At 67.1% G+C, this 14,177-nt stretch carries 7 protein-coding genes; 3 read left to right on the forward strand and 4 right to left on the reverse strand.

Annotated features, from left to right (window positions below; all coding sequences use genetic code 11):
* Nucleotides 1-9: 9 nt before the first annotated feature.
* From AB0M35_RS25515 to AB0M35_RS25530, 4 genes are read right to left on the reverse strand one after another with little or no spacing between them, the layout of a single operon-like run.
* Nucleotides 10-507 (reverse strand): hypothetical protein, encoded by a 498-nt coding sequence (locus tag AB0M35_RS25515; RefSeq protein WP_363748440.1) that lies wholly within the window; start codon nucleotides 505-507, stop codon nucleotides 10-12.
* Entirely contained in the window at nucleotides 504-11,054 is a 10,551-nt protein-coding gene (locus AB0M35_RS25520; protein WP_363748441.1) for a toxin glutamine deamidase domain-containing protein, read from the reverse strand. Before AB0M35_RS25520 ends, AB0M35_RS25515 begins: the two co-directional genes overlap by 4 nt.
* Before the next feature lie 21 nt (nucleotides 11,055-11,075).
* Nucleotides 11,076-11,843, reverse strand: coding sequence for a hypothetical protein (locus AB0M35_RS25525; protein ID WP_363748442.1), 768 nt, complete (start codon nucleotides 11,841-11,843; stop codon nucleotides 11,076-11,078).
* Complete coding sequence (locus tag AB0M35_RS25530) at nucleotides 11,840-12,256, reverse strand: YbaB/EbfC family nucleoid-associated protein (protein WP_363748443.1); 417 nt, start codon at nucleotides 12,254-12,256, stop codon at nucleotides 11,840-11,842. Before AB0M35_RS25530 ends, AB0M35_RS25525 begins: the two co-directional genes overlap by 4 nt.
* 293 nt (nucleotides 12,257-12,549) lie before the next feature.
* Here AB0M35_RS25530 and AB0M35_RS25535 point away from each other — a divergent pair, with 293 nt between their 5' ends.
* The 3 genes from AB0M35_RS25535 to AB0M35_RS25545 all read left to right on the forward strand — a co-directional run bounded on the left by AB0M35_RS25535 (nucleotide 12,550) and on the right by AB0M35_RS25545 (nucleotide 14,088).
* Nucleotides 12,550-12,864, forward strand: a complete 315-nt coding sequence (locus AB0M35_RS25535; RefSeq protein WP_363748482.1) for a WXG100 family type VII secretion target — start codon at nucleotides 12,550-12,552, stop codon at nucleotides 12,862-12,864.
* Nucleotides 12,865-12,892: 28 nt separating this feature from the next.
* The gene (locus tag AB0M35_RS25540) at nucleotides 12,893-13,189 is read left to right on the forward strand and encodes a WXG100 family type VII secretion target (protein WP_363748444.1); all 297 of its coding nucleotides are present in this window, start codon (nucleotides 12,893-12,895) and stop codon (nucleotides 13,187-13,189) included.
* 125 nt (nucleotides 13,190-13,314) lie between these two features.
* Nucleotides 13,315-14,088 carry a hypothetical protein gene (locus AB0M35_RS25545; protein ID WP_363748445.1) on the forward strand — a complete coding sequence of 258 codons (774 nt, stop codon included), beginning with the start codon at nucleotides 13,315-13,317 and terminating at the stop codon, nucleotides 14,086-14,088.
* Nucleotides 14,089-14,177: the final 89 nt, after the last annotated feature.

Raw genomic sequence — 14,177 nt, forward strand, 5'->3', positions numbered from 1 at the left:
GCAGTCCGGTCAGCGGGCCGGGGTGGGCCGCCCGTCCTCGGTGAGACCGGTGGAGAGAACCAGTCTGTGCCCGGCCGGCGTCTCCCAGACTGCGCCGGCCCGGGCGTCCGGCAGGGGCCGGGCCGGTCGGCCGGGCTCACAGAGGATCCACGTCGCCGGTTGCGGGCCGTCCGCCCCCAACGCCGGCACGGGTACGACGACCTCCTGGCCGATCCAGTCGGCCAACTCCTGCGCGTGGTCGACCACCGTCGCGGCCGTCGCGTAGTCGCCGAGCGCGACGAGTGTGACACCTCCGGCGCTGCCGCCGAGGTACTCGGTCAGGACAGCGGGGAGCCACTCGAAGAAGTCGGCGCGCCCGGTGACCGCTGGGGTGCTTAGCACCGCGATGCGTTGCGGATCGCTCGGCAGCGTCTCGGCGGTCGTGCGCGCCACCGCGCGGCTGTCGTCGCGGGACCGCAGGATCAGCACCTCGCCTGTGGTCTCGACGACGAGATCGGTCTCGGTCACGGCGCCTGGCCTGCGGTGCTCGGATGGTACGCCCCCGAGGGCCCGACGCCGGATGGTGTGGGCGGCATCGGCCTGCCGTCGGCGGTGTAGCCGGACGGCTCCGTGAACGTGGGGTGCGACACCGTGGCTGGTGCGGCCAGGGCCGCACCCGTGGTCGGCCGGCTGTGCACTGTGCCAGCAGCGGCCAGGGCCTCGGTCATCTCCGCCGCGTCGACGTCCAGCAAGCCCGTTGGATCGTTGCCGATGGCGGGCACTTGGGCATCCGGCGACAGTTCGTTGAGTGTCCGCCTCAGAAGTGCTGAGTATTCTCCGAGGTCGAACTGGACCTCACCGTCGCGGACCTGAAACAGGCGCTCGATGTCCTCCAGCTTCGCACCCAGTTCGGCCAACAGCCGGATCGAGTCCTTGAGCTCCTGCTCCGGATGGGTGCTGCCGAAGAGGTACGCACTGACCGCCGGTATCACGTCCTGCACCGAATCCGGGAAGTTCCAGTAGCTCGACGTACGCAGGTCGGTGAGCATGGAGAGGAACTGCCGCACATTGGGCGTCATCAGTGGTGTCGGTGGCTTCTGCCCGGTCAACGGGTCGAGGTCGATGACGGTGCCCAGGGCGGCATGGTCAGCGCCCAGTTGGCAGAACTTGAGCATGCTGGCCGCCACCGCGATGCGTTGCTCGTCATTGCGCAGCTGGGTCAGCTCGCGCAGCCGGTCCGGATCGAACGGGTCACCGGCTGCGGTGACATCCAGGACCCGCTGCTGGTGATCAGTGCGTTCCTTGTACTTCGGCGCCGGCCTCGGCACGGTCGGCGCGACGCTGAACGGGGCGACATCGGAGACCCGGGCGGTGCCGTCGGCTTTCTTCGTGCTCCCGGAGGGAAGGAAGACTTCCGGGGTTTTTCCAACGACCTCGAAGTACGCGTCCTCGTCTGCGGTGACTTTCAGGCGTCTGTGCGATGACGCGAGCAGCGCCGCTGTGATCGCCTGCATGCCACTTGAGGTGAAGTGCACCTCGAGCTGGTTGTCGCCGAGTAGTGACCGAAGAAGTTTGGTGGTTTCCGATGCGGGATTGCGATCGGCGTGTGTGTCGAGCGCGGCGGCGAGCAGGACGCTTGCGTCCACCAGGTCCTCTGTGGCATTACGCAGCGTAATGTGTGCGGCGGCCCGCTTGGAAACCTGATCCGGCGCTTGCCGCCATTCCTGGATCGCGCCGTGAGCCGATCCGACCGCACGCTGAAGGAGATCGAACGCGTACGTGGCGGTGGCTGGAAAGGAGAGCCTGACTTCGTGCCGCACGTCGTCTCTGCCGTCTCGACTCACACCGTACTCTTGGAGCATTTTGCCGGCGAAGACGAGCGCGTTGTCCAGGTCATCCAACACCGGCAGTCCGTACTGCTTCGCGCGCTCGATGACGGCGAGCTGAAACGGCATCGCTTCGGCGGGTGGACGCGCAGTGGCCTCGTCCAGCGCTTCCCGTGCCTCTCGGCGGAACTCCGCCAGAGTCTTGGTGCGCTCATGGCTCAGGGCCGCACCACCCGATTTGCGTGTGCCGAGATCGTCGGCTTTGGTGCTGGTTACCCAGTCGGCGTACTTCACCAGCGCGTTATCGTCCGAGGACGTCTCGGCGGTCAGCTTCACCGCCTGGAAGAAGCCGGCGTACTTCTTGTCCCCGCCTGTGGTGTTCCAGTCACCGAAAGAGCCTAAGGTGCCGTTACCGTCGTTGATGCGCTCCAGCAACTCGGGCAGTTGCCGGTCCAACCGGCGGACCGCCTCCGCCACGATCAGGAGAAACTCCGGCGGTTCGCTGCCGGGGGAGAACCGGATGGACACGGCCGTGTCGGCGACGGTGGAATCCAGGAACCCGAAGCTCTGTCGGATCTGTAGCGGCAGCGTGACGCCCGCCTGCGCGGCAAGTGTGGTGACGAGCCCGCCGAAGTACACGTTCACCCACTCGGCGATCCGCGGCCTCAATCGAGACTCGTCGACCAAGCGGTCGATCGCTTCCAGGTAGATGGTGACGTTCGGGTTCGGGTCGTTACTCTCCACCCTGATGTGCGTCAGCTCATCCCGCGTCCTTTCGACCAGATCCCTCGACGCGGCCCGGCCACGTTCCACCCGGTGGTCGATGTAGGAGTCACGCGCGTCGGAGGGACGTCCGGCCAGACCCCCAGGCGGGGGGAAGCTGGCCATCAACTTTTCCATGGCTGTGACGAGCTGTTGTGCTCGGGCAACCACGTTCAGCTGTGGGGTCGGGCCCGGCGTCGGCTCTCTGCCGTACGGGTTGACCTTCTCGATGAAGTTCTTGACGAATCCTTTGGCGGCCGACGACATCCGGGGGACCAGCAGGCTGCTGTTTGTAGGTCTCAGCCCGGCTCCCGCGCGCTCCGGGCCCGAGCCCTTCAGGATTTCTTTGTTGCCATCCTTCCTCAACGCCTTTGCGAGCGTGGTGTCATTCACCTCGTCCGGGTCCTTGATGCCCACCTTTTTCGCCATCGAGATGAACGGGCCCAGGTTCTGTGAGCGATAGTACTGGTCGGCTGAGTCGATATCGTATGGATTGACCTGCCGCTCGGGCTTCGACTGCAGGTCCAGCGGAATGAACGAGGCGTTGTGTGCCTTGAACCCCATCACCGCGGCCATCACCGCATCGCGGTGCGCGGTGGGGATGGTCGAGGCCGCTTCTGCGGTGAGGTCGGTGACCGCCGCCGCGTGCGCCCCCTGCCAGTCGACGGTGTGACCCTCGAACGGCTGTTCCTCGATGCGGGCCCGTTTCGACGCGCCGGCACCACTGGACTGCCCTTCCTCCGGGCTGGCCTGGCGAGGTCGGACACGGGATGTTGGTCCGGCGTCGGGGCGTGACGAATGCATGCCGTACGCCGGTTGCAACGCCGCGAGTAGCAGCGGGTCGGCTCCGTCCCGGCTGGTGCTCAGCGGCACCGGCGTACCGTCCGGCCCCACCACGATCACTCTGGCTCCGATCGGCATCGGTTGCTCCACCAGGAACGGCCGGACCCTCTCCTGTGGCGTCGCCTGTGTCTCGACCCACGAGAGGTCACCGTCGTCGAAGTGGTGAAGCAGGGCACCGTGCCGGATCAATTGCCGAGAACCGGACTCACCACCGGTGTGCGTGAACAGGAGGAACGCGGTGCTGCCAGGCCCGCCTTGGCGCAGCGCGTCGGCCACGACCGCAGTGTCGGCGGTGTCGGTCCAACTCGTGCCCAGCTCCTCGGCGAGACGGAGATGCTCCGGCCCGCCGGAGTCGTCGACAGCGCGGCGCGGCGGACCGTACAGGTGCCGGCGGACGGCTCGGAGCCGGGGAACGCAGTCGGTGTCCCCCGGGGCGTACGGCGGCAGGGAATCGATCGCGCGCAACACCGCAGCTTCGCCGGCCACGCCGAGCGAATCTGGTGTGGCGAGTGGGTTTTCGGTTCGGCTGTCGGCGTCTGAGTGGGGCCTGCCTTGACCGGCGGTCAGTCCGTCGAAAGCGCGGATGTGGCCGTCGATGTCGTCGTTGACGACATCCCAGGGGGAGCCGTCGGGTGTGAAGAGCAGCCAGCTTTCTTCGCCCACCGTCGTCAGCGCGATCTGCTCGCCGCTCACGTCGACGAAGAGGTCGGTCGTCGGGGCGATCACGTCGCGTCCGGTGGCGGTGGCGATCTGCTGGGCGACGCCGTGTGGCAGGGCACCGGCGGCGCAGGAGAGCAGGGCTATCGGAGCGTCCTGCGGCAACCTTGACGTGAGGATGGTGGCGAGCTGTTCGGCGCTGATGCGGACCTCGCGGATGGTGCCCTCCGGTCCGCGTACGGGTATGCGGACCCCGTCGCCGGCGGGGTGTACGGCCACCGGGATGCTGATTCCGTCGGCGATCACGTCGCGTCCCGCTATCTGGATCAGCTCACTGTCGGCCAGCAGCGCCCATCCGTCGCGTAGGCCGGAGACCTGGCGCAGTAGCACCTCCGCGCCGTCGGCGAACCACGTCCCGTCCTCGTGTGACGTCAACTGCGAGACCGACGGCAGGCTCGCCTCCGGCCCACCGAGAGTGAAGCCCATCGCGGCTCTTGCTCGCGGCACGAGCGGTCCCAGCCGTTGCTCGGCCGGCGCGAGCACCTCGGCGAGGCTCTGCGCGTCGCCGGGGCGCTGACGCAGGTGGGCGACGACGGCCGTACGGATGTCGTCGATGCGCGGCGCCCGATGCTGCGGAGGAACGGCAGCCGCCGCCCGTACTGCGGCAACGATCGCCCGACCGGTGGGCGTGGCGGCGAGTGTGGCGCGGTACTGGGAGATGCGGTCGGTCCGCTGCGCGGCGGCGATCAGCTGTGCCCTGATCGCCGCGTACTCCTCGGGTGTCTGGTTGCCGGCGCCGAGCGCCCGCAGTTCGACGAGCACCTCCGACGGGTAGGGTGGGCGGCGGTCCAACTGGTGGGGACCTCCGATGCCGAACACGTCTCCCGGCGTGATATTGGGGTCAGTGCCCTGAAGGAGCTGGTCGAGGTACCGGCTGGCCGACATTGGGCCGATCGCAGGTCCCAGACTGAGCGCGACATCGACGAGCGGCCTGTCCCGGCTGCCGTCCCAGCCCTCGTTTCCCCTGATGTCCTGGGCGAGAGTCGGGAAGAACTGTCGCATCGCGTCCGCAGCGAGTTCCTGAGCGGCGTCGCGATGACTCGACAGGAACGCTTGCAGGTGGGGTGTCATCCCCGACCGAACGGCCGGCAGAGAGGTGCGCGCGGCGACCGCGAGGTACCCCTTGACGTGCATCTGCTTGCGGTGCCGATTCCTGAACCAGAGCGGAAACACGCCGGCCTGGGAGAGGGCGAGGGCGAGGTTGCCGTTGACCGTACTGAGGTCGGCGTCGAGCGCCGTGAGCATCTCGACATCCGCGTTGTCATGGATGGGGTGCCCGACCGAGGCCGAGTAGCGTCGCGCCATCTCAGCGCCGAAGCGAAGCCCCGCGTCGAGCAGCGGCACCGACTCTGCCTCGCCTCTCACCACCAGGCCGGGCACGGGCGCGAACCGGCTCACCGCCCTGGCGGTGTGGAGCACAGGACCGATCGCATCGATAGGCATACCCAGCGTCGCCTGTACGTACAGGTTGTCGCCCCGGGGGAAGACCACCGGGTACGCGGTGGCGGTCAGGTCCCGGTAGCGCGGGTTGACCAGGTAGGCGGGATCGTCGAAGAGCTGACCGAGCGTCTCGCCTCGGCTGGCGTTCAGGATGCTCCGGATTCTGGTTCGCTGGGCGTCCAGCTCCGGCACCGTGGGGCCGGTTTCGCCCGCGAGAATCGCGGCGGGCACCGAGATCATCTCCGAAACGGGTGTCGGATGCATCTGCGGCCGGCGATCCGCAGGGAAGCTGTTGAGGTTTCCGTGGTAACGCTGGCCGTCGAAGAGCCAGGCCGCCATGTCGGCGACGACCTTCACCCGGCCGTCCACGGTCGACAGCAGTTGGTCGCCCGGTCGAACCATCGTGCCGAGGCGTACCTGGTGGTTCTCTTCCTCCTCGCCGTACATCCCGAAGCGATGATTGGTCGGGGCGTCGATCGATGCCGTAGCCGCTGAAGGCCGGGCCCAGGGCTCGTCGGCGGGTCGGCCGTCCGGGCCAACTACCCGACCGTGGTCGTCGACGACGACCGCCCACGTCTCCACCACGCCCTTGCCACGGTCCGGACCGTCGATCACCCGGAGGCCACGACCGTTCGGATGCGGATCGACGCCCCACACTCCCGACGAGGTGTGGTGCCACACCCGAGCGTGACCGTCCGTGCCGTCACCGCGGCTCTCCAGCAGCAGTACGCTCGCGCCAGGGCCGAGCCGCAACAGCGTGTCCCAGAGCGCCTCGGCATCACCCACCCGCGCCCAGCCGGGACCGGCGATCAGACCGGACTTCACTCCCGCGACCCCGCCGAGGCCGACCGGCAGGTCGTCGGAGGCGCTACCGACCCAGACGCCACCAGGGTAGATGCGGCGGATGAACCAGTTGACCATGGTGACGCATTCGGCCAGCGACCACGCGCCCGCGTCGCCCTGCCCGCGTACCAGGTCGACGACCTCGTCCACGATCCGGCCCAGCGCGGCCGGGTCGAGTCGCACCGGCGCTGCCCGGTCGTGTGGCGCCGGGCCGAAGAGGTCGCGGGCCCGCTGCCCCGGCGTACGCGCCGCCGGGCCCGCTTCCGCCGATACCGGCGACTCCGACGATGGGGCAGCCTGCGGCGGACGCCGCCTGCCGTCCAGAGTGTCCGCGGCCTGGGTGTCTGCGGTCACTGCGGCTCGCACCGCCGGCGACAGCTCGGCCACCCGATGTACGGGCGACGAGGTGGGTGGAGAGTCGAAACGCGAGCTTCCAAGCTGCTGTCCGACCAGGTTGTGATCGACGGGACGGACGAGTTCGCCCCGGACGTACCGGCCGGACCCCGAGGCGAGAGTCTCCGAAAGACCCAGGCGTTCATAGATGTCGGCCGGAAGGCCAACGGTTAGGTCGCTGTTCTGGTCACTGATCATCCGGTCCGTGACGGACCGTACGGGGCCGAAGAGATCAGGTCGGGTGAGGACATAGGTGATCGCGGCCCGCCACCCCGCGGCAGGGTCGGGCAGTCCGTTGATCGTGGCCGCGACCCCGGTCAGATAGAGGTCGCCGTTACGCTCGATGAGCTGGCGTCCCAACTCATCGATCACCTTGGCGACAACGCGAGGGGCCTCGGCAGACGTGAATCGGCGTGGTGAGGAGAAGTCCGCACCCGGTACCCAACTGTGCCCGGTACCGATGGTGAACGACTGGAACACGCTGACGCGGCTGTTTCCCATTCTTTTGTCGACATCAGGAAGAATGTTCGGACCAGTGCGGTGCGTCACCATGTTGCGCTTCAGGTAATGATGCCGATCGAGTACCCATATCAAGTTCTGGTCACGCCTGGAATCCCCGGGGGCGACGAGGTCGTCCTGGGCAAGCGCATAGCGGGATCGAATGGTCTCCCGGAACGTCTCAATCACGGGATTCGACGCGGTGGACACCATTGCCGCGTTGACCCGCATGCCGGCGTACCCGATGCCGAACCCACCCTGGGGCGCGACTCGTTCGACCGCGGTCTTCAAGCTCGCCGGGTTGGGCAGCGTGTTGTCTCCGTCGGTGTAGACACCGCCGAACCTGTCCAGGAGCTCCAGACGGAGGATGTCACTGGCGGCGGCGTAACCGGGGCCGTTCTGCCGGTTCAGTTCCGCTCGGTAGTAGCTGTCCAGGCCCATCGGCTGATCTGCGTGGAACACCTCGTCGATACTTACCACCGCGACGTTCGCGTCTCGGGCCCACTTCAACACGGCTACGGTCTCTGGGCTCGGCTGGGCAAGTTCCGACCGGGGAATGTCGGTCCAGAGCATCACCCGCACGCCCTCAGCGGCGAGCTGCCCGGCGAGCCCCGCGACGTTGTGCCGGAACTCGTGCTGCGCTTGACTCTGGCCGGTCAGCCGAGGCCCGGTCCAGATGGTGTGGACAACTTTCGGCGTTTCAGCCGGCTTCGGTGTACTGAACTGCAGTTGCCCATTCGCATCCTTGACGTACCCGCTGGGCAGCGGAACGGACCACACCGAATCGCTGGTCGAAACGATCCTCTCGGGCACCAGCGTCGCTGGGCTGATCGCATCGTCACGGGTGAGGTCCAGAGCCTCCAGGAAGGCCCGCACCTGGGCTGGCGCGAGCCGGTCGGACTGCACCGACGCGACGAAGTCCGGCGCTGGCGGGGGCGTCCGCAGCCCGAACACGTCGGTACCGAGCCGGTCGTGCCGTTCCGGCTCTGCCACGGCCATCCTGGATATCGCCGTGATGAGCTCCTCAGCGGTCGGATCTGTCGACCCGGAGGAGTTGGCGGCCAGTCGGGTGTCGAGTTGGCCCGCAGGTACCAGGCGGGAATCGGCGACGGAGGTGATGGCGGTGGTCAGGGGAAGGAACCACAGGGTGGCGTCGTGGGGGAGTCTGGCGACAGTGCCGGTCTGGCCGTCGATGAAACTGACCGCAGGCCGACCGTCGATGGTGTGCCGGACGACGTTGAAGGCGTGACCGGTAGGGAAGCCGGGCCGACGTACGACAACCACGCCGCGAGATCCGTCGGGGGTGGACCGCATAGCCTCGCGGATCACCCCGATGCCGGGCACTGCCCAGATCCGCGCCTCATCGTCGCGGAGCCGGAGTTGTTGCTGCTGCATCCGAACCAGGTGGTGTCCCGGTTGTGGCGCTACCGGTGGAGCGAGGTAAGCCATCCCCGGTTCGGTTTCCCGTAGCGCCATGTCGACGGCCTGAACGGCGACCACGCAGTTCGTGGCAAACTCGCCGCCCCTCCCCGAGTTGACTGTCTCCAGCCAGCCGAACGCGGCACGGACCGACTGCTCATCCAGGTCCGACGGCGTGTTCTCCTGCAACATCGCCGGGTCCAGCACCGCCTCCGCCCCAAGCGATCCAAGGACCGACTCAAGTGTGTCGCTACTGGTCTTCGCTCCGCTGTGCGGATTGACCGACGCCAACCACGGATAGCGTGACGTGGTCCCGCCCACCGCCGGAACGCCGGCCGCTCCGGCCGTCTGGTATGGCGCGGAGGCCTCGGCTGGTGTGGCGGCCTCGGCCGGTGTGGCGGCCGCCTCGGTCGGTGTGGTCTCCACAGCTGGCGCAGCAACCACCAGGGTGGACTCCAGCCCTGGCAGGCCGACAGTTGCCACCGACGGCGTGAAGACAGTCGGAGGAACGTCCGTCGCGAGCGAGAGGGAGTCGATGACCTGCGTCGACGGAGACTGCGGTACGGCCGTCGATGTGTGGTTCGACCGTTCGTTCGTGCTGGATTCGCCGTTGCTCTTCGCACCGTTGTTGGCCGCTGGACCGTTTGTCACCGCTCCGGTTGTCGCTGCGGTGCCCGACGGCGTGCTGCCGGTGGCTGCGGGAGGGGTGTTCAGTGCGGGGGTGCCAGTCAGCAGGTTCGGTGCGGACTCGCTGTGCGGCCCGACCAGGCCGTCCAGTCCGGCCCGGCCTTCCATCTGCGGGTACCCCGTGGACAGTTCCGTTGCGAGCGGAATCTGGCCGGCCAAGTTGTTGCCGGCAGGCGGGGGCATGGCTGAGGTCCGCTCCTCCGTTGGGGAGGACCCCGTGACCGGCGCGCTTTCCGGCGCTGGGGTGCCGTTGTTCGCGACGGGCCCGGTCGCCGTCGGCGCGGTGGGCATGGTGGTGGATGCGGTTGCGGTAGGTGTGCTGGTAGACGCTGCGGGTGTGGTGGTTGCGGCTGACGCGGGTGGGGTCGTGCTGGGTGGGGTTGTGGTGGTCGCGCTGGTGGGTGGGGTTGCCGTGGATGGGGTGGGCGTGCTGATCGGCGGGCTTGTGATGGTGGGGGTGGTGAGTGGCGTTGCGGTGGGTGCGTTGGTAGGCGCAGCGGGTGTGGTGGTTGTGGCTTGCACAGGTGGGGTTGTGGTGGGCGTGCTGATGGGTGGGGTTGCGGTGGGACTGGTGGTGGGCGGGGTCGCCGTGGGCACGCTCGCCGTGGGCACGGTGGACGTGGCCGTGTTGGTCGTCGGGGTGCTGCGGACGGTGGAGGAGGAGTTGTTGGCGTTCGGCGGGCCCGGATTGGAGGGCAGGATGGTCTCGGCGTTCAGTGCGGGCGGCACGGCCGGTGGGCTGCTCTGAGCGGGTGGCCGGTTGCCGAGCGCCGCCTGGACGTTGTGGTGGGAGAACTCGTCGGCCTTCGCCATCGCTAGGCCGGTCACCATCGAGGACACCCCGGTGGCGAACGGATTGAAACTCCCCTGCGGGTCGGTAGCGATCTTGAAGAGATACGAGAACAGCACTTCGGCGGCTGCGGCAAGACCTTCGCGGGTGAGAAGGTGCCGCATGATGCCCGGGAAGTACTTCTGTGCGATTTCGAATACCAGAGAAATCCCGCCACCGATGAAGGCGCCGCCGGCGGCGGCCATGCCGATGTCCTTGCCATCCGGTGTCTTCCGGTTCCCCTCCGCCATCTGGGTGAGGTGCGCCGCCAGTGTCTGTACGACCTCTTCGAATACCTCTTCAAGGGTTTCCCAGCCGGCCCGCAGCAGCAGATTTCGCAGTCGGTCCTTGAAAAGATCGATCAGCATCCCGACGATCTGCTGACCCAGTTTGATGAGGCCTGGTACGGCGGCGGCCCCGAAGCCGGTAGCCAGCGCGATGGCAATCTCCACCACGATGGTGAAGGCGGCGATGATGATGCCGTACTGCGTTGCCTCCGAATCGAGCGCGAACTGGTCGGCCGACTCGGCGAGTGACCTGGCGATGTCGGCACCGGTCGGCAGGCCGCCGGTGATACTCGGCGCGAACGCGGCGAACGCCTCTGCGGCTGATCCCTCCAGATTGCGGTAGAGCTCCGTGCTCAGGGACGCGGTGGCACTTACCTCGCTCAGTACAGTGTTGCCCGCGATCCGTAGTTCCTGCGACATCTCCCGCAGCGCTGTCGGGTCGGCCTCGGGGAACTCCTCACCGACTCCGTACAGGATCAGGTCGTAGACCCACTGCCATTCCGGGTCGTTGGGGATGTGGAAGTCTGGCATCGGGCAACCTGGATGGAGTTGTCAAGCGGCCGGCTGGTTGCCGCCAGCCGGGTAGGCGACATGCAGCGGCCGGTAACCCGGTGCGGCGGGGTCCACGTCCGGGTTGTCGCGGACGACGAAGAAGTGCCGTCCGTCCGGGTCGATCGGCCGTCCGTTCGGGTCGGTCACTGCCGTAGCGGCCACCGGCGTGACGGACTCGTAAAGGTTCGCGTCGACCTGCACGGTGCCGTCGGGCAGTGGAAAGAAGGCGATGAGCCGGGACCCCTCCGGGAGTTGTTCTCCGTTGACGTTCATGGCGGTGATGTCCCGCGCGTCGTACGCGGACAGGGCCGGCGTGGTCGAGGACAGGTGAGCGACAGCGGGCTCGACGGGCGTGCTGACGTTGCCGGAAGTGGGGCTGCTCAGGGTGCCTGTCGGCGTGCCCTCGGTGGCGATGCTGGGGGCCACCGGATGTTCTTCGCTGCTGCGGGCCAGCAGTAGCCCGTACTCGCGGGCATACTCGTCGGCTCGCCGGTAACCCCTGCCGCCCTCCCGCCAGCCGTCGGCCGTGTACCGGAGCATTCCCACGGCACCGTTGACGATCCGCTCCAGGGTGTCCATGCCTTTGAGGAAGTTCTGCCCGAACTCTCGGCCAAGCTCGTCATTGCCCCAACTGCCGCCGTACCGGGCCCGCAAGTCCTGGATACGCCTCAGGTGTCCGGCGTAGATCGCGGCGTGTTCGTCGTGCAGGTCGCCGGTCTTGATCACACCGTCCGGGTCGACGTAGATCTCGCCGTCGGGTCGCGTCATCGTGACACCCGTCCGAGCCCGAGCATCTCTCGCACGCTCGTGGCCATCCGGGGCTCGGCGGGAAAGTACGCCTCGGCGCCTGCGGTGCCACGAACCAGCGACCCCGCATCCATCCCGTCTGGGAGGAAGGGCTTCAGCACTTCGGTGGCCTGCACCATCGCCTGCTCCTTGGCGTCCGTGTAGGTCGCCGTGATCACCGAAGCGAGTTCCTTCGGCGTCATCCGCCGGTAAGCGCTGGTCGGAAACTGGATGTCGGTGAGCACACCGTTCTGTCCGACGGTGACGGCGACTTCACGGCGCTGCGATGTCGCGGTCGCCGAAATGCCACGCATCTTCTCCTGCAGCTCGCTGAGACTGTTGCGCTGACGGTCGTACTCCTCAAACAGACTCTCGATCCGGGCGTTGAAGTCCATAGCGGCATTCCCTCCTCGCGCCCTCCTCGCGGCGCCAAGTGAATGTCGGGATCCGTTGAGCCGGAAGGGCCAGCCCGCAGGAAGGGACGATCGTGCAGCGACACTTCACATGTATCCGGTGCCGAGCACGCCTGGCTGCGCGGGCAGGCAATTTCACCGCACGTTCGTGCAGGCATTGCTTCGCGGGTTGGCAGAGCACGATCGGAGGTCCGCAGACTTGCCGCGGCGCGGCACGTCAGGGACGCCGAAAACCATCGACTTCCGGTACAAACGAGGAGTTCAGCACCGTGGCAATGGGGAATATCTCCACCAGCGAAGAGGGCATGCGGGCTGCTGCCCAGCGGTTCGCCGCGACGGCGGACGAGTTCAGCAACGCCGACCGACAGGTCACCGATCAGGTCAACATGCTGCTCACCACCTGGAAAGGCGAGGCGGCACAGGGCTTCCGGTCCGCGATGGACCACTGGGGCCAGTCCTTCAACGTGGTGATCCGCGAGCTGCGTGAAATGCAGGCCCAGATGGAGGGCACGCTCACGGACTACCGGCGGGGTGAGGATCAGTCCTTGCATCACACGAGCCAGCTCAGTTCCGGGCTGCCCGGCTTTTGATCCCAGCACTCCTAGAAAGGGCAGTGACTTGTCCAACTTCACCTTCAACTTCGCCCAGGCCCAAGCGACGCTCGAAAATGTCGCTGGCATCAATCGGCGGATCGAGCAGACCCTCGACGAACTGGAGACCGACGTCGAGCGGAGCCTTGACGGCTGGGAGAGCGAGGACGCCAAGAGCGCCTACCAGGCCGCTAAGCTGCGCTGGGACCAGGCGGCTCGGCAGATGAACGGCTTTCTGGAGAGCGCCCGTCGGGCGCTGACGAGTGTTGCCGACGAGTACAGCAGCTCGAACACGAGTGCCCGGGCCAAATGGGAGCGTGGCTGATCGCCGCGACCGCGCCCTGCGGTCGCTCGGACCGAAAGGGCCGGGTGACCATCGCCCCTCCACCTTCGAGCCGCGGCTGATCCTCATGACGGAGAGCCGCGGCCCCGCACGACGGGATCGGGACCATGAGTGTCAGTCTGGATACACCATCCATCGCGGCCGCCGACATGATGGGCCTTTTTCGGGCTTACGACGCACAGCACGGTCATCCAACCGACGGGGAGAGCTGGGCTCGAGCCGTCGTCAGCAAGATTCAGGATGATCTGGAGCGGAGCGGAGCCTATAGCTGGTATGACGTGGGGAACAAGGACTTCACGCCGGCAGAGTTGGCGGTCTGGCACTGGTACCTGGACCAGACCAAGTCAGACCGCTGGAAGACACTGGTATTCGAGTATCGGCAGAGAAACGCGCAGGATCAGGTCACTACTCCTACGGAGTCGGACCCAGGGTTCTCCCGCCTCGATGAGCCGAAGGTCAGCACCGATATTCCGGACGTCAAGCCATTCGGTGGCGTAGAGGGCAATCGAGGCGGAATTGCCGTCAACACCGAGGCGATCGCCTACTTCTGCAACTCTCTGAAACTCATCGTGCCCCCCGGGAGGGACGGGATGCTGGCTACGATCAGGCAGAATGTGGGAAATATCCGACCTCTTCCCGGCAAGTTCGCCAGAGCAGAGTTGCTGCGGCTGGACGTGGTGGGCAGCGGTACCTCGCCCGGCCTGCGTGGTCAGACGGTCGATGTGTTGGGCGACATCGAGACGGCCCTCCGCGCAATTCAGGAAGACCTGCAGGAGCTCATCAAACGATACGACGACGCCGAGGAACTGAACTCGTTGAGTGTCAACGAGTTCAACGGGGCGATGCGTGGAAGCACTGGCCGGATCAACAACCTGAGCTAGCCCCGGCACGGAGATGGGTTCCCCGCGGCGACTGGCCGTCGATCCGCCTGCCCGTCGTAGGCGCTCCTTCGTCGAACACGAGGTCAAGT

Source organism: Micromonospora sp. NPDC051196 (genome assembly GCF_040682415.1).
Lineage (GTDB): Bacteria > Actinomycetota > Actinomycetes > Mycobacteriales > Micromonosporaceae > Micromonospora.

Bases quoted from the DNA above. Each gene is read 5' to 3' on its own strand.
- AB0M35_RS25525 (WP_363748442.1), bottom strand. From the start codon at position 11,843: ATGACGCGACCCGACGGCGAGATCTACGTCGACCCGGACGGTGTGATC.
- AB0M35_RS25530 (WP_363748443.1), bottom strand. From the start codon at position 12,256: ATGGACTTCAACGCCCGGATCGAGAGTCTGTTTGAGGAGTACGACCGT.
- AB0M35_RS25545 (WP_363748445.1), top strand. From the start codon at position 13,315: ATGAGTGTCAGTCTGGATACACCATCCATCGCGGCCGCCGACATGATG.
- AB0M35_RS25520 (WP_363748441.1), bottom strand. From the start codon at position 11,054: ATGCCAGACTTCCACATCCCCAACGACCCGGAATGGCAGTGGGTCTAC.
- AB0M35_RS25535 (WP_363748482.1), top strand. From the start codon at position 12,550: ATGGGGAATATCTCCACCAGCGAAGAGGGCATGCGGGCTGCTGCCCAG.